The organism is Butyrivibrio sp. (assembly GCF_017433805.1).
Classification (GTDB): domain Bacteria; phylum Bacillota; class Clostridia; order Lachnospirales; family Lachnospiraceae; genus Butyrivibrio.
The window spans coordinates 77485-100936 of record NZ_JAFRGN010000011.1 but is presented as its reverse complement, the minus strand read 5'-3'; the positions used below and the strand labels follow the sequence as shown (position 1 = coordinate 100936).

17 protein-coding genes are annotated in these 23452 nt (G+C 39.5%); 14 read left to right on the top strand and 3 right to left on the bottom strand.

Annotated features, from left to right (window positions below):
• Positions 1 to 1036 precede the first annotated feature (1036 nt).
• Genes IJI01_RS02875 through IJI01_RS02865 form a run of 3 tightly spaced genes read left to right on the top strand, consistent with a single transcriptional unit; the run spans position 1037 to position 4095 of the window.
• Positions 1037 to 1492: an ACT domain-containing protein gene (locus tag IJI01_RS02875; RefSeq protein ID WP_292185587.1), complete on the top strand. Its 456-nt coding sequence runs from the start codon at positions 1037 to 1039 to the stop codon at positions 1490 to 1492.
• A gap of 21 nt (positions 1493 to 1513) precedes the next feature.
• Positions 1514 to 2722 (top strand): homoserine dehydrogenase, encoded by a 1209-nt coding sequence (locus IJI01_RS02870; RefSeq protein WP_292185584.1) that lies wholly within the window; start codon positions 1514 to 1516, stop codon positions 2720 to 2722.
• A 53-nt stretch (positions 2723 to 2775) separates the two neighbouring features.
• Complete coding sequence (locus tag IJI01_RS02865; protein ID WP_292185581.1) at positions 2776 to 4095, top strand: aspartate kinase; 1320 nt, start codon at positions 2776 to 2778, stop codon at positions 4093 to 4095.
• Positions 4096 to 4362: 267 nt separating this feature from the next.
• Here the strand turns inward: IJI01_RS02865 and IJI01_RS02860 are convergent, their stop codons facing one another.
• The gene (locus IJI01_RS02860; protein WP_292185579.1) at positions 4363 to 5166 is read right to left on the bottom strand and encodes a hypothetical protein; all 804 of its coding nucleotides are present in this window, start codon (positions 5164 to 5166) and stop codon (positions 4363 to 4365) included.
• Between the two features lie 259 nt (positions 5167 to 5425).
• On the opposite strand from IJI01_RS02860, the gene IJI01_RS02855 reads away from it, so the two are divergent.
• From IJI01_RS02855 to IJI01_RS02835, 5 genes are all read left to right on the top strand, one after another.
• Entirely contained in the window at positions 5426 to 5938 is a 513-nt protein-coding gene (locus tag IJI01_RS02855; protein ID WP_292185576.1) for a hypothetical protein, read from the top strand.
• Between the two features lie 97 nt (positions 5939 to 6035).
• Positions 6036 to 7493: an IMP dehydrogenase gene (guaB, locus tag IJI01_RS02850; protein ID WP_292185573.1), complete on the top strand. Its 1458-nt coding sequence runs from the start codon at positions 6036 to 6038 to the stop codon at positions 7491 to 7493.
• A gap of 45 nt (positions 7494 to 7538) precedes the next feature.
• Positions 7539 to 10268: a sensor domain-containing phosphodiesterase gene (locus tag IJI01_RS02845; protein ID WP_292185570.1), complete on the top strand. Its 2730-nt coding sequence runs from the start codon at positions 7539 to 7541 to the stop codon at positions 10266 to 10268.
• Positions 10269 to 10396: 128 nt separating this feature from the next.
• Positions 10397 to 12103: a glutamine--tRNA ligase/YqeY domain fusion protein gene (locus IJI01_RS02840; protein WP_292185566.1), complete on the top strand. Its 1707-nt coding sequence runs from the start codon at positions 10397 to 10399 to the stop codon at positions 12101 to 12103.
• 40 nt (positions 12104 to 12143) lie between these two features.
• Positions 12144 to 13007, top strand: a complete 864-nt coding sequence (locus tag IJI01_RS02835; protein WP_292185562.1) for a DUF2225 domain-containing protein — start codon at positions 12144 to 12146, stop codon at positions 13005 to 13007.
• 54 nt (positions 13008 to 13061) lie between these two features.
• Here the strand turns inward: IJI01_RS02835 and IJI01_RS02830 are convergent, their stop codons facing one another.
• Entirely contained in the window at positions 13062 to 13376 is a 315-nt protein-coding gene (locus IJI01_RS02830; protein WP_292185559.1) for a YtxH domain-containing protein, read from the bottom strand.
• Between the two features lie 177 nt (positions 13377 to 13553).
• Here IJI01_RS02830 and IJI01_RS02825 point away from each other — a divergent pair, with 177 nt between their 5' ends.
• The 5 genes from IJI01_RS02825 (at position 13554) to IJI01_RS02805 (ending at position 21172) form a co-directional block, all read left to right on the top strand.
• Positions 13554 to 14159, top strand: coding sequence for a TetR/AcrR family transcriptional regulator (locus tag IJI01_RS02825; RefSeq protein WP_292185558.1), 606 nt, complete (start codon positions 13554 to 13556; stop codon positions 14157 to 14159).
• A 26-nt stretch (positions 14160 to 14185) separates the two neighbouring features.
• Positions 14186 to 15124: a carbohydrate kinase family protein gene (locus tag IJI01_RS02820; protein ID WP_292185555.1), complete on the top strand. Its 939-nt coding sequence runs from the start codon at positions 14186 to 14188 to the stop codon at positions 15122 to 15124.
• A 195-nt stretch (positions 15125 to 15319) separates the two neighbouring features.
• Positions 15320 to 16840, top strand: coding sequence for a 4-alpha-glucanotransferase (gene malQ / locus IJI01_RS02815; protein WP_292185550.1), 1521 nt, complete (start codon positions 15320 to 15322; stop codon positions 16838 to 16840).
• Between the two features lie 79 nt (positions 16841 to 16919).
• The gene (locus IJI01_RS02810; RefSeq protein WP_292185547.1) at positions 16920 to 17948 is read left to right on the top strand and encodes a LacI family DNA-binding transcriptional regulator; all 1029 of its coding nucleotides are present in this window, start codon (positions 16920 to 16922) and stop codon (positions 17946 to 17948) included.
• 131 nt (positions 17949 to 18079) lie between these two features.
• Entirely contained in the window at positions 18080 to 21172 is a 3093-nt protein-coding gene (locus IJI01_RS02805) for a lectin like domain-containing protein (protein ID WP_292185543.1), read from the top strand.
• Positions 21173 to 21229: 57 nt separating this feature from the next.
• Here IJI01_RS02805 and IJI01_RS02800 read toward each other — a convergent pair whose 3' ends face one another.
• Positions 21230 to 22144 carry an ATP-grasp fold amidoligase family protein gene (locus tag IJI01_RS02800; protein WP_292185540.1) on the bottom strand — a complete coding sequence of 305 codons (915 nt, stop codon included), beginning with the start codon at positions 22142 to 22144 and terminating at the stop codon, positions 21230 to 21232.
• 222 nt (positions 22145 to 22366) lie between these two features.
• Here IJI01_RS02800 and IJI01_RS02795 point away from each other — a divergent pair, with 222 nt between their 5' ends.
• Positions 22367 to 23440 carry an acyltransferase family protein gene (locus IJI01_RS02795; protein ID WP_292185537.1) on the top strand — a complete coding sequence of 358 codons (1074 nt, stop codon included), beginning with the start codon at positions 22367 to 22369 and terminating at the stop codon, positions 23438 to 23440.
• Positions 23441 to 23452: the final 12 nt, after the last annotated feature.

Sequence of the window (23452 nt, the reverse complement as noted above, 5' to 3'; positions counted from 1 at the left end):
CATGGAGCAATTCGTATATCACATGAATTGCATATTTATATAAGGAATAAACAAGCAGGGTACATCTAGTATGTACCCTGTGTACATAAATGAGTATCACCAGGATACACGGGAATTTGATATCCTCCTTTCTTTATCCTTGGCCATACCTCCAGGATAAAGGTTACTCTTTCCTTTTATAAGCGTTATGGAAACCACGGCATTCCCCGATGTCGTGGTTTTCGCATGTCGTTAATTTATATAATTACGCTCCCGTTTTTTGGTGGGGAACTACGGACTTTTGCTAAGAATAAGTGCGGGAATACTGATGTATTAGTGATAAGTGGGGGCAACCGAGAATGAGTTGCTGCATCGACAATAAATATGTTTAATAACGCTAACTCTTTACTGCTAATATTCGCATTCTTGAAAATAGAACGTAGTCAATTTTTTTCTTTACGGCTTATATCTGATTTTTATGATTATATTAGTAATGAAGAATCAAAAAGTGGCCTAAAATATTAGTGTGCCTACGTCTATAAAAATGTTTTCTATATTTCAGTAGTAATTTTGATGATTTCATCAGGATATTCTTGATTATAATCAAATTTTCAAGATGATTCCTTACTGCTTGAAATGAGATTTTTTACTTATAGCGGTAACGAAAAAAATATGCTACTGCTGCGAAACAAATATTTGAAAGCAAGACGTAAAAAGACTCTATAAATGGTCAAAACATAGACATATAAACGTTTACATACTAAAGAACACCTGAGACAGATGATGAATCATACTTGTTTAGTTGAACTTTCTAGTAGAATAGTCATTATATACAAAAATAATGTATAGGACGCGTATATATTGGTAATAATAATGATTGCCTTTATAACTTTACTGTGCTAAACTCTTTGTATCGCACACAGATGTCCGTGATAGAAATACAAAATACGCATATTGCATACATGTGTATGCGAGAGATGGACAAGTTCGTTTGTGATAGAAAATTACGTATTTTATGCACTGATAGTGTATAAAATCTGAGGAGAGTTATCCGAAAATGCAGCAGGATACAGGTTACTATGTTATAAAAAGACAGGCTGTGCCAGAAGTGCTTCTTAAGGTTGTAGAGGCCAAAAAGCTCCTTGAATCTGGCAAGGTCAAGACAGCTGCTGAGGCGGCAGCTAAGCTTGGAATCAGTCGCAGCTCTTTTTATAAATATAAGGAAGATATATACGAATTTCATGATAGTCTACAGGGAACTACACTGACGCTTACGTTTCAGATGAATGATGAGGTAGGACTTTTATCATACGTGCTGAACCTCATTGCTGAATTTGGAGCGAACATTCTGACGATCCATCAGTCGATTCCGCTTAATGGTGTAGCTTCACTTTCTATTACTATTCAGGTTTTACCAACTACAAGAGATATTATGGAAATGATCTCCAAGATGGAGAATGCAGAAGGCGTGCACAAGGTTCATATTACGGGACGCAGTGCGACGTTGACATAAAAAGGAGCAATGGAGGACAACATGGCAAAGGTAGCAGTTTTGGGATATGGTACAGTAGGAAGCGGAGTGGTTGAGGTTCTCGACACTAACGCTGCTGAGGTTGCAAAGAGCGCTGGAGAAGCGTTGGAGCTCAAGTATATTCTTGACCTTCGTGATTTTCCTGGCGATAAGCATGAAGCACAGGTAGTGCATGATATTGATATTATCTTGAATGACCCTGAGGTTGAAGTTATCTGCGAGACAATGGGCGGCATTGAGCCTGCTCTTACATTTGAGAAAAGAGCTCTCGAGGCAGGCAAGAGTGTCTGCACTTCCAATAAAGAGCTTGTTGCTGCGCATGGACCAGAGCTTGTTGAGCTCGCCAAGAAAAACAATGTAAGCTATCTGTTCGAGGCTAGTGTTGGCGGAGGAATTCCTGTTCTTCGTTCTCTCAATGATTCACTCAAGCACGAGAAGGTTGATGCTATCACAGGTATCCTCAATGGAACAACCAACTACATCCTCACCAAGATGGATAAAGAGGGCGCTGCATTCGAGACAGTCCTCAAACAGGCTCAGGAAAAGGGTTATGCAGAGAGAAATCCAGAGGCTGACGTAGAAGGCTATGATGCATGCCGTAAGATCGCTATCCTTGCCAGCCTTATGAGTGGCAAGCACGTTCAGTATGAGGATATCTATACTGAAGGAATTTCCAAGATCAACATCCATGATTTTGAATATGCAAGAGCACTCAACATGTCAATCAAACTTCTTGCAATGTGTAAGAAAAATGAGAATGGCTTTTTTACCATCGTTGCACCATTCCTTGTGCCATATGAGAATCCACTTGCCAGCGTAAACGGCGTATTCAATGCAATCGACGTTCATGGAAATATGCTGGGCGACGTAATGTTCTATGGTAAGGGCGCTGGTAAGAATGCCACAGCAAGCGCAGTAGTAGCCGATGTTATTGACATCGTTAAGCATAAGGGCAAACATATTGAAGTCAACATGAAGGCTGAGAAGGCAGTTCTTTCACCTAAGGATAATGCTGTAAGGAACTTCTTCGTAAGAGTTTCTGAGGATCTTGAGGATCAGGCAAAAGAGGTATTTGGAAATGATGTTGAGGTTGTTAAGAGAAACAGCATTCCTGGAGAATTTGCTTTTGTGACAGAGTCTATTTCAGAGAAAGACTTCGAGGAAAAGCTCTGGAAAATGGACAGCGTTAAGGGCTACATCAGATTGTATTAATTAGCGAATATCAATTATCTATATGAAAAAATGAAAAGAGAGTGAGTATTATTATGAAAAAGGTAGTTAAATTCGGTGGCAGTTCTCTTGCAAGTGCAGAGCAGTTCAAGAAGGTTGGAGAGATCATCAAGGCTGACCCAGACAGAGTATATGTTGTTCCTTCTGCTCCTGGTAAAAGAAATTCCAAGGACACTAAGGTTACAGATATGCTGTATAAGACCTATGCTCTTGCTGAGGCAGACAAGGATTTCAAAAAGCAGCTCGCTGATATCAAGGCCCGCTACGATGAGATCATCAAGGGACTTGGACTTAAGCTCAGCCTTGCTGATGAGTTCAAGATAATTGAGAAGAACTTCAAGGACAAGGCAGGAAAAGATTACGCTGCAAGCCGTGGAGAGTACTTAAATGGTATCATTATGGCTGCGTATTTGGGTTATGAGTTTGTTGATGCAGCTACAGTAGTAGCTTTTGATAAAAACGGTGAATTTGACGGCGAGAAGACCAATAAGCTTATGGCCAAGAAGCTTGAGAAGACACCTAAGGCTGTTGTACCTGGTTTCTATGGTGCTTATCCAGATGGAAGCGTTAAGACCTTCTCAAGAGGTGGCTCTGACATTACAGGATCTATCGTATCAAGAGCTATCAAGGCAGATGTTTACGAGAACTGGACAGACGTTTCTGGCTTCCTTGTAACAGATCCTCGTATCATCGACAAGCCACCACACATCGAGACTATCACATATACTGAGCTTAGAGAGCTTGCATACATTGGCGCTGGAGTTCTTCATGAGGATGCTATTTTCCCTGTTCGTAAGGAAGGTATCCCGATCAATATCAGAAATACCAACAAGCCAGAGGATCCTGGCACATGGATCGTTGAGTCTACAGCCAAGAAGTCCAAGTATGTTATCACGGGTATTGCTGGTAAAAAAGGCTTCTGCTGCGTAAACGTCCTCAAGGATCAGATGAACTCAGAGGTTGGCTTTGTTCGTAAGGTTCTGCAGGCATTTGAGGATCAGAATATTTCAATCGAGCATGTTCCTTCTGGAATCGATACTATGACAGTATTCGTTCAGCAGGATGAATTCATAGAAAAAGAGCAGGCTGTAGTATCAGAGATTCACAGACTAGCACATCCAGATATGCTGGAGATCGAGTCAGATCTCGCACTTATCGCAGTTGTAGGTCGTGGAATGAAGTCTACACGTGGTACTGCTGGAAGAATCTTCTCAGCACTTGCACATGCCAGTGTCAACGTTCGTATGATCGATCAGGGATCATCAGAGCTTAACATCATCATCGGTGTTGAGACACGTGACTTCGAGAAGGCTATTCGTGCCATCTACGACATTTTCGTAACTACACAGATTTAAAAGATAATTACTAGACGAGTCTGCATAAATGCTTGTTTTCGTCTGTGTCGTGTTTTTCTATAACAAAAAAGAAGAAATACCTTTCCTGGGGCAAAACTCGGTGCAAAGCACCTCAAACATGTTGCCCCAATACAGAAAGGTAGTTCTTCTTTTTTTACTATGAAAAACATCTCCTCGTCCGAGAACTGCACATTTATGCAGACTTGTCCAGCATCTAATTATATGACAGCTTCTGCTTACAATGAAAAGTAGTTTTGATGGTTTGACTTAGTTTAGCAGATACTCCAGGAATGCTACAGCTAGCTCAGGTCTTTTTGTGTTTACTACAACTCCTGCAACAGGAATTGTATTGGTCATTGTGTAGGCACCTGACTCTGCGAGTTTAGCAGAACCGTCAAGTCTTATACCAACAGGAACAGGGTTTTCCATCTTGGATGGATCTGTATTTGGTGTTGTGAAGTTCTTGTTGTATGCGTCTGCCATGACAGCGTATTTATTAGAAGAATCAAATTCGCCGGTGCTGACATAAGTCTGATATGCTTCTGAATTAAGGTAATCAATATAGGACTGATCGATATAAACAAATAGGTCCTCGTATTTAGCAAGCTGTTCAGCTGTAAGAATATCTCTGAGGTCATTGAAAACCTGCTGATTAGCATAGTAAGTGAAAATATCGCTGTTGGCAGTAAGGATATCAAGGTCTCCGCCTGCGATGTTGGCCATGATCTTCTGGCTGGTAGCTATTGTGGTCTCCGAGATGATGCTCAGATCGAAGCTGGCAGATGTATCAATAAAGCAGCTGTACTTACTGGTATCAATCTGTCCATATTCAGCAAAGCCCTGTTCAAGGGTGTCCTCTGCGCTGGACATTCCGGCGTTTAGCATTTCAGCATAGAATCCATACGGCTTGTTATTTCTGATGTCGTGGATAAGCATTGATAAAAGAATGATTATAAAAATAGCTACAAGAGTGTGAATCTTATAATATTCCCAAAAGTATTCCAGGTGAGCCTTGAAGCCCTGCCCTTTTAATTTCTTTTGCTGTTCTCTAATTTCTTCATGTACTGACATAAGTAAATTCTCCTTGTAATAGTTAACAGAAAAATAATATTATTTTGTCAATAAAACATATATAATGGTATTAGGCTTTTTATGACCAAAACATAATAAAAACAATAATAGAAATAAAGAAGAAAAGTGTCAATTATCAATTTTTTGAAAAAAGTGTGACGTACAAAAAATACCTTGAAAGATTAGGCAAAGTAATATAAGATAGTCGATAAAATGGCTATTCTTTATTGGCCGGAATTACAGGAGGCTATTGTTACAAATGGTTAGTGATAACAGTTATGTAGAATGTCTTGTCTCTAGTAAAGCGTCTCCACTCTTAGTTGTTCTTAAGGGAGTGTCGCTTACACTCGCAGTTATTTCCTTTTTAACTTCATTTTTCATGGGCACAGGTATTGTTGGAATGATTCTTGCAATTGCGTTTGGTGCAGGTTATTATTTCGCTTCACTTAATGCCAGCATTGAATTTGAGTATCAGTACTGCGACAGAGAGATCACAGTTGATAAGGTCCTCAACAAGCAGAGACGTAAGAACATTGGCAAGTATGATGTGGGCAGAATCGAAGCTATGGCTCCATCCCGTTCATATCACCTTGATGAGTACAAGAACAAGACTTACAAGGTATTGGATTTTTCAGCTAGAGAGAAGAATCCTCAGCCAGATCCAACTTATACAATATATTATGACGGCAAAGAAAAAATAATTCTTGAGCCCACAAGAGAGTTTGTGGACGCTGTTAAGAACGTAGCACCGAGAAAAGTTTTTGTAGACTAAGTTATTCTTATATAAATACATAAATAGAAATAAACTTATAATGTATGGGGATACATTGATAATAAAATATTTTGATTTGTAAGAATGGGAGTAGAAAATGGGACAGATTATCGGCGAAGGAATTACTTTTGATGACGTACTTTTGGTACCTGCTTATTCACAGGTTATACCTAATCAGGTAGACGTAGGTACTTATTTGACCAAGAAGATCAGACTTAACATTCCTATGATGAGTGCAGGAATGGACACCGTTACTGAGCACAGAATGGCAATTGCCATGGCTAGACAGGGCGGTATTGGTATTATCCACAAGAACATGTCAATCGAGGCTCAGGCTGAAGAGGTTGACAAAGTTAAAAGATCAGAGAACGGCGTCATCACAGACCCATTTTCACTTTCTCCAGAGCATACACTGGCTGATGCTGATTCTCTTATGGCTAAGTTCCGCATCTCTGGTGTTCCTATCACAGAGGGCAGAAAGCTTGTTGGTATCATTACAAACCGTGATCTTAAGTTTGAAAAGGATTTCTCACAGAAGATCAAGGATGTTATGACAAGCGAGAATCTTATCACAGCTAAGGCTGGTATTACTTTAGAGGAGGCTAAGAGCATTCTTGCCAAGTCTAAAAAGGAAAAGCTCCCAATCGTTGATGATGACTACAATCTTGTAGGTCTCATTACTATTAAAGATATAGAGAAGACAATCAAGTATCCACTTGCTGCCAAGGATGATCAGGGCAGACTTCTTTGCGGCGCTGGTGTTGGTATTTCATCTAACTGCCTTGAGAGAGTTGCAGCACTTGTTGATGCTAAGGTTGATGTAATCGTACTTGATTCAGCACACGGACACTCTGAGAATGTTCTTAAGTGCCTTAGAATGATCAAGGAGAAGTTCCCAGATCTTCAGGTTATTGCTGGTAACGTGGCAACAGGAGAGGCTACAAAGGCTCTTATCGAAGCTGGTGCTGATGCTGTTAAGGTTGGTATTGGACCTGGTTCTATCTGTACAACACGAGTTGTTGCAGGTATTGGTGTTCCTCAGATCACAGCTATTATGGACTGCTACAAGGTTGCCAAGGAGTATGGTATTCCGATCATCGCTGATGGTGGTATCAAGTATTCAGGAGATATTACTAAGGCTATCGCTGCAGGTGGTAACCTCGTAATGATGGGATCAATGTTTGCAGGTTGCGACGAGGCTCCAGGTGAGTTCGAGCTCTTCCAGGGTAGAAAGTACAAGGTATATCGTGGAATGGGATCTATCGCTGCTATGGAGAATGGTTCCAAGGATCGTTATTTCCAGGAAGATGCCAAGAAGCTTGTTCCAGAGGGTGTAGAGGGACGAGTTGCTTATAAGGGAACTGTAGAGGATACAGTATTCCAGCTCATGGGTGGTCTCAGATCTGGTATGGGCTACTGCGGATGCCAGACTATCGATGAACTCAAGGAGAATGGCAGATTTATCAAGATGACATCTGCAGCTCTTCGTGAATCTCATCCACATGATATTCAGATCACCAAGGAAGCACCTAACTACAGCGTTGATAACAACTAATAATATTAACTAATGATCTAACTACATTTTCCTTGAGGGGGGACAATGCAGGAGACATTTACCAAAGTGGAATTAGAAAATACCACAGAAATGGGCTCTTTAGTAGAAGAAAAAAGAGGCCCTGGTAATGATGCGCTTAATAGGCTGGCAAACATGCAATCCTGGCAGGACAAATTCTGTGAGATGTCAGGTGTGTATGCTATGTGCCTTGATGCAAAAGGTATGCCACTTAGTGAGTTTTCCGGCAATCCCCACGAAATAGAAGTAATCAAGAAATATGTAACAGATATTCGTATTCACAATATTTTCAAAAGAGTATCAGAGAGCGAGCTGGAGGATCAGGCTGTTGAGATAACAGAGATACCTAACCTCAGGCTCGCTGCTGTTGCTGTTAAGAGTGGAAAAAAGACATCTGCTGTCTGGATCGTCTGCGGCGTATTTACTGACGCAGAATATGAGCCAGAGTTTTTCCATGTCCCGCCAATAGATTCTTTTGGCTATCAGATTTCCGAAGACAAATTTTATAGAGTTTTAGATCTCCTCAGGGCATCTTTAAATGTCTTTATTTCTATCGAGACGTCAAGAAATCAGGCTGTTGCAAAGAGTGAGGCATCAAAGATTCAGGAACTTGAGATGACTACCTCATTCCACAGAGCTGAGACAATGACTGAGATCGTATCTCTCCTTGATAGTGATGAGGGCATCGAGTCTATCATGGTTGATGTTTTGACCAAGCTTTGTGGCTATTTGCAGATCAGTAATGGCTTTACATGTAGGATTCATCACAATACACTTATGGATATTGTGGTTCAGTGGACAGCTCAGGGTAGCACCAAGATGTTCACTGAGACAACAGACCAGGAGGTATGCTGGTTCCTTGGAACAGAAAAAGCCATAGTTATTTCAAGTGATACCCAGATGAATGCCGGCGAACGCGAGCAGCTGGATATGCTTGGAATAAAGGCACTTGTATCCATGCCGATCGTTATTAACGGTGCTCCGAGATTCTATGCTTGTATTACTGAGAACCGTGAGAATCGTATCTGGTCTATTGATGATGTTAAGTTTATCAATGATACTATCAGGATTCTGCAGAGTATCATTACCAAGAGAATACAGACTAACTCACTAGCCAGCTCTTTTGCCTCATTGGAAGCGGTTCTTGATAACGTGGGAAGTTCGATATATGTAAGAGATATAGGCACAGGAGTGCTTCTGTTCGCCAATAGAAGCTTTAAAAAGAACTTCACGAAAGAACTTGCAGAGAATAAGCTGACAGAGATTTTTGAGTCTAATATACCGTCCAGAAGCCATAGCGGAAACTATGAGGTTAACCATAAGGCCAGATCAAAGTGGTATGACGTCTACTACACCAGAATCAAGTGGGTAGACGGAAGGCCTGTTTCGCTGTGCGCTATTTACGACATTACAGAGAAAAAGCTGTATCAAAAGAGAATTGAGCAGCAGGCATATACTGACTTCCTGACAGGTCTTTATAACAGAATGTGCTGTGAAAAGGATCTTGCCAAGTATGTGGATGAAGCCAGAACTACAGGCAGGACCGGAGCTTTGATGTATCTGGATCTGGATGACTTTAAGCATATTAATGATAGCCTGGGCCATCAGTACGGCGATGTTCTTTTGCAGGATATTTCAAAGGCCATGAGCAGGATCGAGGGAATAAGCGATTCCTGTTACAGAATGGGCGGTGATGAGTTCGTTATCATCGTTCCACCTGACAGCTATCATCGCATGGACAAGATAGTAGAAGAGATAAAAGATGCCTTTGCTACTCCGTGGTATCTCAAGGATACAGACTATTACTGCACTATGAGTATGGGACTAGTAAGGTTCCCGGAAAATGGTGACAATGTTTCTGAGCTTATCAGAAAGTCTGACGTTGCCATGTATGAGGCCAAGAAATCCGGTAAAAACAGGATTGCAGAGTACTCAGACAATATTGATTCATCCTCTATTCACAGGCTTGACCTTGAAAAGAACATGTTTGATGCTATAGGTAAGAGCTGCGAGGAGTTTGAAGTATACTTCCAGCCAATAATTACCAATGAAAAGGGCTCAAAAGGCAAGAAGAAGGTTAAACACATAGGTGCAGAGGCACTGGTAAGATGGAATAGCAGTAAATTGGGCTTCCTTAATCCAGATGAGTTTGTGCCACTTGCAGAGTACCTTGGGCTTATCAATCCAATTGGTAATCATGTACTTCAGAAAGCATGCGAATGCTGCAGACAGTGGAATGAATCAGGAATTGGAGATTTCTCTGTCAGCGTAAATCTGTCTGTTGTTCAGATAATGCAGACGGATATTGTGGATATAATCAAAAAGTGTATCGAGGATAATAATCTAAAGCCTGAGAATCTGGTTCTGGAGCTCACTGAAAGACTTGCTATCAATGATCTTGCAAGAACCAAGCAGACACTTCTTGATATCAAGGATCTGGGAGTGCGCCTTGCGCTTGATGACTTTGGAACAGGCTATTCTGCCCTTAGCAGTATCAGAGCGCTTCCTTTTGATATCATCAAGGTGGACAAGGACTTCGTAAAAGATATAGCGACAGACGACTATTCACAGGCCTTTGTCAGAATGATGGCTCAGCTGGGCGAGACTATAGGTGCTGAGATCTGCGTTGAAGGTATTGAGACCAAAGAACAGATTGAAGCTCTCAAAGATATGGGAGTTAAGTACATTCAGGGCTACTACTATGATAAACCTCTCAGAAGAGCTGCCTTTGAAGAAAAATATGTCTACAACAACTGATGGTTTGTGGCAAGGAACAGATTAGCGATGTTCGTTGTAATTATGGTATAATGTATGATAAGATATTGTGTCACGACTTTATTCGGACATATCATACAAACTATTTAGAAGGTTGGTTTTATTAAGTAATGGCAGATGAAGTAATTAAGAATGTAAATGAGAATGCTGAGGGTGATAACACTCCTTCCAGACATTTCATCGAGCAGGCAATTGACAAAGATCTTGCAGAGGGAGTTTACGACCACGTACATACTCGTTTCCCTCCTGAACCTAATGGATTTTTACATATAGGTCATGCCAAGAGTATTCTTCTTAACTATGGTATGGCTCAGGAATATGGCGGCAAGTTCAATATGAGATTCGACGACACTAATCCTACCAAGGAGAAGGCCGAATTCATGGACTCAATCATCGAGGACGTTAAGTGGCTTGGTGCAGATTATGAGGATCGTCTCTTCCATGCATCAGATTACTTTGATGAGATGTATGAGGATGCTGTTAAGCTCATCAAGAAAGGTAAGGCTTATGTATCAGAGCTTTCAGCTGATGAGATGCGTGAGTATAGAGGAACACTCACAGAACCTGGTAAGGAAGATCCTAACAGAAACAGAAGCGTAGAAGAGAATCTTAAGCTCTTTGAAGATATGAAGAATGGCAAGTTTGAGGACGGTAGCGTTACTCTTCGTGCCAAGATTGATATGGCATCTCCTAATATCAATATGAGAGATCCTATCATTTACAGAGTTGCACACATGACACATGCCAGAACAGGCGATAAGTGGTGCATCTATCCTATGTATGATTTTGCTCATCCTATCGAGGATGCTATTGAGGGAATTACACATTCACTCTGCACACTTGAGTTCGAGGATCACAGACCTCTTTATGACTGGGTCAAGAACGAGTGTGAGTATCAGAATCCTCCTAGACAGATTGAGTTTGCTAAGCTCTACCTCAACAACGTTGTAACAGGTAAGAGATATATCAAGAGACTTGTAGAAGATGGAATTGTTGATGGATGGGATGATCCTAGACTTGTAACTATCGCTTCTCTTCGTAGGAGAGGATTTACACCAGAGTCTATCAAGATGTTCGTTGATATGTGTGGTATCAGTAAGGCTAACTCTACAGCAGAGTATGCAATGCTTGAGTACTGCATCAGAGAAGATCTTAAGCTTAAGGCTAAGAGAATGCTTGCAATCCTTGATCCTGTTAAGCTTATTATCGACAACTATCCAGAGGGACAGACAGAGTACCTTGAGATTGAGAATAACAAGGAAGTTCCTGAGATGGGAACACGTAAGGTTCCATTTGGAAGAGAGCTTTACATTGAGAGAGAAGACTTCATGGAGGAGCCTCCTAAGAAGTACTTCCGTATGTTCCCTGGCAACGAAGTAAGACTTATGAATGCTTACTTTGTAACATGTACAAGCTTTGTTAAGGACGAGAACGGATTAGTGACTGAGATCCACTGCACATATGATCCTGAGACTAAGGGCGGCGACAGCGCTGACGGCAGAAAGGTCAAGGGAACAATCCACTGGGTTGCTGCTCAGGATGCAGTTACAGCAGAGGTTCGTCTCTACGAGAATATTATTGATGAAGAAAAGGGTGTTTACAACGAGGATGGTTCACTTAACCTCAACCCTAACTCTATCAAGGTTATTAAGGACGCTAAGCTTGAGCCTGAACTTGGCAATGCAGTAGCATACGACAAGTTCCAGTTCGTTAGAAATGGTTTCTTTAGCGTAGACAGCAAGGATTCCAAGCCTGGCGCACCTGTATTCAACAGAATAGTTTCACTTAAGAGCTCATTTGTAGTACCTAAGAAGTGATGTCACCCAAACTATATTTCGCTTAAAGAGAGGTTATGTTATGGCTGGTATTTTTTCTGGACTTGAAAAACTCGGACTTGGAAACATTGGTGGGGGAAATCTTTTTGAGGATCCTAAAGAAAAGGAAGCCGCTGTTAAGAAGGATGCGCCCAAGCCTAAACTACAGCTTGTGAACGAAGAGGATTATCTTTTTGCTAAAAAGTATAAATGTCCTGTTTGTGAGAAGGAGTTTGAGACTAAGACCGTCAGAACCGGTAAGGTTAGGATGAAGAATGTAGACATTGATCTTCGTCCTGATTATGATGAGCTTGACCAGAATAAATACGATGTCATAGCCTGCCCGGATTGTGGATATGCTGCCCTTGGCAGATACTTCGCTACTCTTAATAAGCGTCAGATTGATGATATCAGAGTCAAAGTCTGTATGAATTACAGAAAGATAGAATATAAAGAGCCTACTTACAGCTATGAGTATGCCAGAAGTCTTTATCAGCTGGCATTGGCTAACGCGGTAGTTAAAGGGGCCAAGAATAGTGAGAAGGCATATATCTGTCTTAAGACCGCCTGGGTAATCAGAGGAGAAACCCAGCGTCTTGATCCTAACGAGGATACTTACGAACAGAAGAAAGCTGACAATGATGCTCAGGAAAAAGAGCTGTTGTCCAATGCTCTTAATGGTTTTGTAATGGCCAGACAGTCCGAGGAATTCCCTATTGCGGGAATGGATTCATCTACTCTTGATTATCTGATCGCTGCTCTTGCGGTAGAAACTGAGCAGTATGATATCGCCAGCAAGATGGTTTCAGAGCTTCTGACTTCCAGAGTTGCTAACAGCCGTATCAAAGATAAGGCAAGATTCCTTAAGGATCTGATTGCTGAAAAGAAGGGCGAGAGCCCGGAATAATACTGAATAAAAATTAACCCCGCATCGTAAGATGCGGGGTTTTGATTATATTAGTTATTTCTCGTCGTCAAAGAATTCTTCTGACTTCTCTGGAGTTTCATCTTCGCTGTCGTCTGCTTCATCAAGTTCTTCTGCAGATTCCTTGGAATCATCTGAAGGACTGATGTCTACATACTTGCGACCAAACTTGATCTCTGAAGCGTAGTCTTCATCATCTTCGAAATCATCGAAATCCTCGTAGTCATCATCATCGAAATCGTCTGCGATTGCTGCATCTTTCTTGGAAAGATAATAATATACTCCAGCTGCAGCAGCTCCTACGGCAGCACAAAATACAAGAAATTTACCAAAGCTGTTATTTTTGGACATGTGAAAGCCCCTCCTATCAAACGATAAACTAATTTTAATACAATTTAATCACAAATAAAAGCATTATTGATTAAAATTTGATAAATAACGGTAAATCGTTTGAAGTGACTATTCAAAAATGCTATATTATTTATAGACTGGTATGGTCAATTTGCGGCATTATAGGCGGACACGAAGATGAATGAAAAATTTTGGGATCTAAAAAAAGAGAAGCAGGACAGAATGATAAATGCAGCGCTTAAGGTCTTTTCTCAGTATGGTTATTATCATGCCAGTACAGATGAGATCGTAAAAACTGCGGGAATCAGTAAGGGACTGCTTTTTCATTATTTCGGAAGTAAGATCGGTGTGTACGCTTTTTTGTATGACTATGCTACAAGGTTTGTGACGCTGGAGCTTACAGGTAACGTAGAAAAGAACGAGACAGGTTATTTTGAATTGTATAACCAGATACTGTCGGCCAAGGTAGCAGCGATGGCTCAGTATCCATACATATTCCCTTTTCTAAATAAAGCTGATGAAGAGGATTATATGGAAGCTGTTGGTGTGATCAGCGAAAGAAGAGAGAAATACCACAGAATTATGGAAGCGCTTCGCGAGAGGGCTGATATAACGATATTTGCAGACGGAGTAGATTACAAGAAGATTGGGGATGTACTGGACTACACTGTAGATGGACTTTTAGAGAAGAATATTAAAAGTGATAATTTCAGAGCCGATATATTTATGCAGGAAGCTTTAGAATATATTGATATGATCAAAAGAATCTCTGTTAAGGAATGACAAATGTTACAACAAGGAGGCAAAACATGAGCAAGTTCTTAGTAGCAGGAGTTACGCAGATCGAGACAATTGTCAGAGTTGATAAGATTCCGGTCAGCTATTCGCCACTTACCAGTGCCAATGACTCGATATTTACAGCCATGGGCGGTGATGCTTACAATGAATCCCTTGCGCTTGAATGGCTTGGCGATGAGGTCACATTCATGTCGATTGTTGGCAGGAACCAGGATATGGGAATGATCAATCCTCCGGACAGAAAGATAACTCTTTCAACGCAGTATATTGTTCCTCAGATGAAAGAAACTCCTACAGAGGTTGTGCTCTATGATCAGAATCGCAAACAGCAGATTTTCGAGGATATCAAGGATCTTAGAGACAATGTATATGATATGTCGATGGTTGCACCTATCGCTGAAGAATGCGACATGATGGTTCTTGCAAATGCAAACTTCTGCAGACCTTTTGCTAAAGAGGCGGCAGCCAGAAATAAACCTATTGCTGTTAATATCAGAAGCTATAAGCCTGAAAAAGAAAAATACAATACAGATTTCCTTGAGCCAGCCAAAGTACTGTATTTTAGTGATGACACCCTTGCAGAAGATCCATATGATTTTATCGACAGAATGTCTGGTACATATGGAACAGAGATCATTATCTTAGGACAGGGAAGTGAAGGACTTATTCTCTTTGATAAGACTCAGAATCTGCGTGTTCACTATAAGACAGTCAAGACTAATGAAGTTGTAAATACGATCGGTGCAGGTAATGCTTTATTTGCCTGCTTCCTTCACTATTATATGGAAACTGGTGATAGTGTTAATGCTATCAAGAACGCTTTGCTGTTTGCTTCCTACAAGATTGGATACATGGGAACTTCTAATGGCTTCATGACAACGGATCAGCTTGAACAGTGGAGAAATCTTATCTGGGGAATCAAAAAGAGCGAGTTCGAGGCAAACTCATAAGATTAAAACTGTATGCAGGAGGAGATTTATGAGTTTCCTCCTGTATATTTTTTGTCCAAAATAGTTGTTGCGATGGGCTATTAAGAGTGGTAAAGTATAGTTATGGAAACGTTACCGGTAACGGACACAAATTTCCGGAAATATTATAATAAGTAATAGTTACAATTGTGTTTGTATAGAATGAGAGGAAAAGAGATGGCAAATAGTAAAAAGAAACAGACAAGAGCATGTGGCGTTCTGCTTCCTATTTTTTCATTATCATCTGAATATGGCATAGGAGCTTTTTCAAAGGAAGCCTATGAGTTTGTTGACTTTTTGGAGAAGGCAGGACAGAGCTATTGGCAGATTTTGCCGCTTGGACCTACAAGCTATGGAGATTCACCATATCAGTCTTTCTCAACATTTGCTGGAAATCCATATTTTATAGATATAACAGAGCTTATTTCAGAAGGCTTTTTGGCAAAGGAAGAAGCTGACAAATATGACTTTGGTGGATCAGAAGAGTATATTGACTACGAGAGAATGTACAAGTCAAGATATAAGCTTCTTCAGAAGGCTTTTGAGAATTTTGATAAGGCTAAAAATGCCAATGAGCTAAAAAAAGAGTTTGAGGCTTTCAAGAAGAGCCCTGACAACGACTGGCTGCAGGATTATTCTCTTTTTATGGCGCTCAAAAATGCTAATGGTGGAAGAAGCTGGAATACCTGGGAAGAGGATCTAAGGCTCCGTAAGAGCGCTGCTATGAAGGCTGCACTTGTCAAGTATGCAGATGAAGTTGAATTTTACTCATTCCTTCAGTTTGTTTTCTTAAAGCAGTGGACTAAGCTTAAGGCATACGCCAACAGCAAGGGAATAGAGATTATTGGAGATATTCCGATTTATGTTGCCTTTGATAGCGCAGATACATGGGCTAATCCTGAGCTGTTCCAGCTGGATAAAAAGAATACACCTATCGATGTGGCAGGATGCCCTCCAGATGCATTCTCTGCAACAGGCCAGCTCTGGGGAAATCCTCTTTACAGATGGGATTATCACAAGAAAACTGGTTATAAGTGGTGGATGAAGAGAATCGGACATTGCTACAAGCTCTATGATGTAGTAAGAATTGATCACTTCAGAGGATTCGATGAGTATTATGCAATACCATATGGCAATCCTACTGCTGAGATTGGTGAGTGGAGAAAGGGACCAGGTTTTGATCTCTTTGATACTATGAAAAAAGAGCTTGGTGAAAAGAAGGTTATTGCTGAGGACCTCGGATATCTGACACCTTCAGTAATTAAGCTCGTTAAGAGAACTGGTTATCCTGGAATGAAGATATTACAGTTTGCATTTGATTCAAGAGAAGAGAGTGACTACCTTCCTCACAACTATACCAAGAATTGTATCGTATATACTGGAACACATGATAATGAGACTACAAGAGGGTGGTACAACCATCTTCCTAAGGCAGACAAGAAGTTCTGTAAAGAGTATCTCGGCATTCACTATGCCAAGGATGCTGTGTGGGAGTGTATAAGATCCGCTTTTGCTTCAGTTTCAGATACTGCTATTATTCCTATGCAGGATTATCTGGAGCTTGATATGTATGCCAGAATCAATACACCATCAACTCTTGGCGGTAACTGGGTATGGAGAATGAAGAAGGATGCTCTTACAGAAGAGCTATGCAATAAAATGCATGATTACGCCAGAATTTATGGTAGATTAAGATAATATCTGATATTATTAAAGAGTTTCCATGTATGATGAAAAACATACATGGAAACTTATTTTGGATAAAAGGGATATAGCTATGGCAGAGATAACAATCAGAGAGATTGCCAAGAGATGCGGCGTCGGGGTTAGTACCGTATCAAGAGCAATCAATAATCATTCAGATATAAATCCAGAAACTAAGCAGCGCATAATGGATGTGATCAAGGAGACAGGATACATCCCTAATAACAGTGCCCGTAACCTTAAGAGGACAGATGCCAAGTGTATTGGCGTTATGGTCAAGGGTATCACGAACCCTTTCTTTACTCCTATCATAGAGAAGATTGAACAGGAGACAGAGAAAAAAGGATATGCACTGGTTCTGAGACATGTAGAGGCCTATGAGAATGAGGTTAATGTGGCGCTTGAGCTTGAAAAGGAGAAGAGGCTTCGCGGCATTATTTTCCTTGGTGGTAGTTCCAAGCATGATGCTGATAAGCTTAGACAGCTCAATGTTCCTGTAATCTTTGCTACAATAGGCTCTGATATTTCCGATAATCTTGGAAGAAATGCTTATTCTACTGTATCTGTCGATGATGCTGTAGAGAGCCGCAAAATGGTTGAATATCTGATTGGCCTTGGACACAAGAAGATTGCTATCTTAACTGAAGGTAATGATCAGCCATCTGTAGTAAGACTTCGTTATGATGGATACTGTGACGCCCTTAGGAAGCATGGAATAGATATAGATGAGAAGCTGGTCAAATACGTTGACCGTAGGATTTATGCCATGCAGAACGGATATGAGACTACCAAGTCTTTGATTGATTCAGGTGCAGAATTTACAGCTATTTTCTGTATCTCTGATGTACTTGCCGTAGGCGCGCTCAGAGCGCTTGCTGATGCTGGCATAAGAGTTCCTGAGGATGTTTCTGTTGCGGGATTTGACGGTCAGGATATAGCTGATTTCTGTATTCCAAGACTTACAACTATACGTCAGCCTCTTGCTGATATTTCCGAGGAGACAATGAGACTTATCTTTGATCTCATCGAGGAAAAGAGAGGACATAAGCATCTGATTTTCCCTGGAGAGCTTATAGAGGCTGAGTCTACCAGGAAAATATAACGTTAATTTGATAAAGTAATTGTCTGAAAATTCATAAAATTATTATTAATTTAATAGCCCTTCGATTGTTTTGAACCAAAATATGTAGATATAATTATGATATTACATCAGATTGGAGGGCTTATTTTTAGATGAAACTAGTTAGTAGGACACTTGCTTTTTTACTTGTAGGAACCGTTACTTTTGGAAGCCTTCAGACTCCCGCTAAAGCTGCCGACACATCGTCAGAAATTTCTAGTGATTTATCTTCGGTGATAGATGATGAAGAAATTTTATTTGACATCGAAGATGAAGCAGAAACAACTGAGGACTATGAAGACAAGGAATTAGATTCTGACGACGATGTTACTGATAAGGTAATTGTTGATGATGAATTTATAGAAGAAGAGCCTATAGAGGAAGAATCAACTAATGAAGAGTTATCTGATGAAGTAATACCTAAAGAGGAAGATGATCTACCGGAAGATTTCTATACAGAATATCCAATTGGTGGAGTTATTGATGAAGAACCCGCCGCTGAGATAGAGAGCGTTTCGGTTGGTCAGAGACGATTATTCAGAGCTGCCCCTCTGGCAGCCGAGTATATTACTCCTGATTTACCCCCACTTAGATGTCAAAATCCATATGGTACATGTTGGTCATTCGCAGCCACGGCTTTAGCAGAGATTAATCTGATGAAGAATGGCTATATGTCTGATCCAGATATGTCTGAGCTGCATCTTGCATATTTTGCTTATAATACGGAAACTGATCCTCTTGGCGGAACTGCAGGGGATGTGATTAGCAAAGGCCCTTCAAATGTCCTGAATTTCGGTGGTAAGGCAGAATGGGGGCTTAATACATTTGCAAGATGGATGGGCGTTGCAGATGAATCTACTGCAGAATATTCTCTTGGCTCTGTGGCCAACAGTACAGGACTTGATAGTTCGCTGGCTTATGCAAGTGATGCACATATTGTAAATATGTTTGAGGAGCCGATCGAACATGATGTGGATGCAATAGCATCAGGTATGCACTCAAATATTAAAAAGCTCATAGTTAATTGCGGCGCTGTAGCAATTGAGTATTACGCCTATAATTCTATAAGTGCTGCGACTAAAGATAAAATCTATAAAATCTCAACAAACGCTTATTACAATCCTAATAAGCCTCAAACTGTAAATCATGCTGTAGTAGTTGTTGGATGGGATGATAATTTTCCTGCCAGTAATTTTGCAACTGAGGCTCCAGGAGATGGAGCGTTTCTTGTAAGAAACAGCTGGAAAGATGGAACTGGCACTGATGATGACTATACTTTTGCTGGATATTTCTGGATGTCTTACTACGAGAGCGGATTAGGTAATTACGCATACGCCGCTGAATTTGCGCCTTCTGATAATTATGATAATAACTATCAGTATGATGGAGGCCTTTCACATGGAGCAGTTAATCTGACAAAAGCGGCTAATGTTTTTACAACTCATGCAAAGGGTGGAGAGAATGGTGAGATATTAAGAGCTGTTTCGTTCTATACTGTTTCATCAAATGTTAATTACACAATAGAAGTTTATATTGATCTTAAGGATCCAACAAACCCAGTAAGTGGAACGCTTGTAGAAGATGTCACTGTCAGCGGAACTACAAGCTATGCTGGAATGTACACTATTGAGCTGTATGATGAAGTTCCAATGGCACCTGATACTACCTTCTCTGTAGTTATAACAATGCAGAAAAATGGCGCTAACGCTGGAATAGGTGTAGAGCATAACTATTCTTATGGTAGTGTAACTGCTGAGCCTGGGCAAAGCTTTATCTATTCAGGCGGTAGATGGAAAGATCTTACAAATGTATTCCCTTGTGGTAACTTTTCTATTAAGGCGTATACTCAAAACGCTGAAGTTGAGGCAATGGGTGGTGTGCGTAAAATAGATATAAATAATGTTTCGATGATCAATTTCAGGGAATCTTTTGAATATAATGGATCGGAATTAAAGCAGGTATATTTAAAATTCTATACGATGTCAGAAAAGGGGAAGGTATACCTTACCGAGGGAATAGACTACATAGCTACCTATGATGATGATATTACTAATATCGGAACTAAGACAGTAACCTTTACTGGAATAGGGGATTATACAGGAACGATTACCAGGACTTATTGGGTAAGATCATATAATTTTAGTAGGGATGCAGATTTAGAAACGCCGTGTTTATCTGTTTCTTTTGAAGATGGTAGTAAACCAGATGAAAACGGAATTTATTCTTTTGAATATGTAGATGGTGGAGTTTTCCCGGAACCACAGATCACATTTACTTCCGGTAATTATAGCAAAGTTCTGGAAAAGAATGTGGATTATTCCATAAAATATTACAACAATACAGAAATCTATACAGGAGATGATTTATCATCTCTTCCAAGGATTGCTGTAACTGGAAAAGGCAATTATCTTAGATCCTTTTATATATACTTTAATATATATCCTAAACTACAGTCCAAACCGCAAAAAGTAATAGTATTTTTCGATGGAAATGGTTCTACGGGCGGTAGTATAGCTGATGAAGAATATGGCATCGGTGAATGTAAGGAGCTGAACAACAATAGATATCTCAAAAAGGGATGTGTTTTCATGGGATGGGCTCTTAGCAAAGAAAATGCAGATGCGGGAATTGTAGATTATCAGAATAAAGAAGTTGTTGATGATAACATTATGCTATATTGCGATGAGTCGAATAAAGTTATTCTTTATGCAGTATGGCGATCTGAATTTTATATAAACTATAATCCAAATGGTGGTAACTTACCAGAAGGCGTTGCAGAGAAGGATACTTATGTGTATGGATCAGTTAAGGCGATTCCTAAACCAGTAAGATTAGGCTACAGATTTGCAGGATGGTTTACCGATGATACCTTTCAAACTCAAATAGCTGAAATAAAATCCAGAACTTATGGTGATTTCAATCTCATAGCAAAATGGGAACCATATAGTTACTATATTACTTATAAAGGAAATGGTAGTACATCTGGTTCAATGGCGACGGAGGTTCATGAATCTGGAACGCCGGTTACATTGAGTGCAAATAAGTTTGAACGAAAGGGATATAGATTTGTAGGCTGGAATACAGTACAAACGCCAAGTGTTTCTGAATCTGGAACAAGCTATACTGATAAAGAAACAATTATAAATTATGCTCCCAATAAGGGCTATCGATATACGCTCTATGCTCAATGGGAAAAAGAAAACTAAAATATCAAATTATAAAACTCCGTGGATATATGTCCACGGAGTTTTATTAAAAGTATCTTATGATTTAGATGGTAGTTCCAACCAATCGCCCATGGTTCTATCCCATTCATCAGTAACAAATGGACTAAAACCAGATGCTGGAAATAGAGTTAGTTCACCAAAATAAATATGACCATTTATGTTATACAAATCCACTCTGAGAAATGGTATATTTGCCGAAAGCTGTTCCGCTATACGAATCATTTCATCCAAATGCTGAGGCTTTTCGATTTTTTGATTAGGATCTGGTGGGCAAAGCTTTTTGCCAAGCGTCATTAGTTCAAAATCTGGAGTATAATAATTGGCCCTGTGATTAGTAAAACGGTTGAAATCGACACTAAAGCATTTAACATTTCCATTAAAGCAGAAAAATTTGTAGTCCTTAAGTTCTGTTCCGCTTTCGTCTACCATGAATTTTTCGATAATTATTCTTGGCTTAACGGAGTAGTAAGGCCATTCTCTTCCTAACATTGCATAGTTAGTTTTTAAAGAACGTTTAATTTTTTTCTTGGCTTTCTTAAAGTCAAACGTTTTTTTATCAGAACAGACAAATGTACTGGCACTGTCATGAGTACATTTGATTACGAACTGGTCAGGTAGCTTATCAAAATCAATGTCTTCATATCTGTCATATATACCAAGTGTTGGAATTATATAATCAGAACCAATTCTTTCAGCTATATAGTCTTTGACTGTGGCTTTGTCAACCATTTGTGGATATTCAGGATTTCGGTTATGGAGCTTGAGCCACTGCATTTTTTCGTTAAAAGTCTTGGGATTATTGAGATCAAGCTCTTTGTGAATCTGATGATTGTATTTTTTTCTGAGATATTCTTCGTCGGACATATAATTAAAGAGACCTTTGCGTCCAAGATAAACCCAACGAAAGTCTGCATCAGTTAATAATTTGATAAGAGTATCTTTTCTTGACATTTTTTCCCCCGCGTTTGAATATTTCAGTTTTTTATTATATTCAAAGGAAAGTAACTCGTAAAGAGTAATTTGAGTTCCGATTATGATGGGAAATATGATTGATAATGTGCTAAAATATCGTGTTTATACGATTGGGGTCAGAATTGCGCGGGTTTTATTTTTTGCGCGCATATGATATAGTATGAAACTGATATTTGTATTTTTTTGTTGGAGTTGGGGACAATGGGAAATAATGTATCAAGAATGAAATATATAGATGCTATGAAGGGGATAGCAATTCTTATGGTTGTTGTGATGCATTCTCTCATGAATGCAGACACTAATGCTGATTCTAATTATGCTGGAATAATCAATTTTATTGCTTATTTAGCTGTTCCGTCTTTCTTTTTCATAAATGGTTATTTATATAATCATAAGTATGCTTTAAATCCGGTGAAGGGTATTATCAAAAAGTTTAAATCATATTACATTCCGTTCGTTGGTTTTAGCTTGTTTTTTTGGTTGTTTCATAATTTGTTTTCTTTAATCCATTTTTCGCAGGAAGCAATGTATGATATCAAGGATTATATCAGCCATTTTTTTCTCATGTTTATAATGCATATGGAGACCGATCTTGGTGGACCAATTTGGTTTTTGAGAGCACTCCTTATTATGTCATGTCTATTTATCGTAATAGAATTTGCCACTTTCAAATTAATACATGATAAGAGACTAAGGTATATAGTTTTATTTATTATAGTTATGGCAATGTATTTTGTGGGAAAGGCCAAGATACTCCCCAATGTATATAATTTGCGTAAAATATTTGTTAACACTTCTTTTTTCTTTATGGGAGTGATTGTAAGAGAATATAAAATAGATGAGTTTATAGATAGATATAAAGTATTAACTATTGTCTTAGGCACTGGAGCTATATTGGCCACTACATATTTCTTCAAAGGAGGAATAGGAAAATATAGCGGATGTATGGATTTGCCTGGAAATTTATTGGGAATTCTTGGAGTATTTGCAATATCTAAGATTGCTATTGTTGAAAAAAGCGGGATACTATCTTTTCTAGGAAAAGCTTCGCTTGACATAATGGCTCTCCATTTTATCGGATTTAAAAGTGTAGAGTATTTTATTATTGTATTTACAGGTCAAAGTCTGGAAAGAATGCAGGAGGGGCCAGTCCTTAGGGGGACTTGTCTGCCAGTTAATTTATTATATGTTGTATGCTCTGTTTGTATGTGTTCATTAGCATACTATTTGAGAATAAATATAAACAATCTAATCAAAAGAAAGATGAAGGTATAAAGGAGTTTTGTT

What these genes read in the sequence shown, in the direction of transcription:
- IJI01_RS02830 (WP_292185559.1), bottom strand. Translation starts at nt 13,376, where the DNA reads ATGTCCAAAAATAACAGCTTTGGTAAATTTCTTGTATTTTGTGCTGCC.
- IJI01_RS02870 (WP_292185584.1), top strand. Translation starts at nt 1,514, where the DNA reads ATGGCAAAGGTAGCAGTTTTGGGATATGGTACAGTAGGAAGCGGAGTG.
- guaB (WP_292185573.1), top strand. Translation starts at nt 6,036, where the DNA reads ATGGGACAGATTATCGGCGAAGGAATTACTTTTGATGACGTACTTTTG.
- IJI01_RS02860 (WP_292185579.1), bottom strand. Translation starts at nt 5,166, where the DNA reads ATGTCAGTACATGAAGAAATTAGAGAACAGCAAAAGAAATTAAAAGGG.
- IJI01_RS02875 (WP_292185587.1), top strand. Translation starts at nt 1,037, where the DNA reads ATGCAGCAGGATACAGGTTACTATGTTATAAAAAGACAGGCTGTGCCA.
- IJI01_RS02810 (WP_292185547.1), top strand. Translation starts at nt 16,920, where the DNA reads ATGGCAGAGATAACAATCAGAGAGATTGCCAAGAGATGCGGCGTCGGG.
- IJI01_RS02865 (WP_292185581.1), top strand. Translation starts at nt 2,776, where the DNA reads ATGAAAAAGGTAGTTAAATTCGGTGGCAGTTCTCTTGCAAGTGCAGAG.
- IJI01_RS02820 (WP_292185555.1), top strand. Translation starts at nt 14,186, where the DNA reads ATGAGCAAGTTCTTAGTAGCAGGAGTTACGCAGATCGAGACAATTGTC.
- IJI01_RS02840 (WP_292185566.1), top strand. Translation starts at nt 10,397, where the DNA reads ATGGCAGATGAAGTAATTAAGAATGTAAATGAGAATGCTGAGGGTGAT.
- IJI01_RS02825 (WP_292185558.1), top strand. Translation starts at nt 13,554, where the DNA reads ATGAATGAAAAATTTTGGGATCTAAAAAAAGAGAAGCAGGACAGAATG.
- malQ (WP_292185550.1), top strand. Translation starts at nt 15,320, where the DNA reads ATGGCAAATAGTAAAAAGAAACAGACAAGAGCATGTGGCGTTCTGCTT.
- IJI01_RS02835 (WP_292185562.1), top strand. Translation starts at nt 12,144, where the DNA reads ATGGCTGGTATTTTTTCTGGACTTGAAAAACTCGGACTTGGAAACATT.
- IJI01_RS02795 (WP_292185537.1), top strand. Translation starts at nt 22,367, where the DNA reads ATGGGAAATAATGTATCAAGAATGAAATATATAGATGCTATGAAGGGG.
- IJI01_RS02800 (WP_292185540.1), bottom strand. Translation starts at nt 22,144, where the DNA reads ATGTCAAGAAAAGATACTCTTATCAAATTATTAACTGATGCAGACTTT.
- IJI01_RS02805 (WP_292185543.1), top strand. Translation starts at nt 18,080, where the DNA reads ATGAAACTAGTTAGTAGGACACTTGCTTTTTTACTTGTAGGAACCGTT.
- IJI01_RS02855 (WP_292185576.1), top strand. Translation starts at nt 5,426, where the DNA reads ATGGTTAGTGATAACAGTTATGTAGAATGTCTTGTCTCTAGTAAAGCG.
- IJI01_RS02845 (WP_292185570.1), top strand. Translation starts at nt 7,539, where the DNA reads ATGCAGGAGACATTTACCAAAGTGGAATTAGAAAATACCACAGAAATG.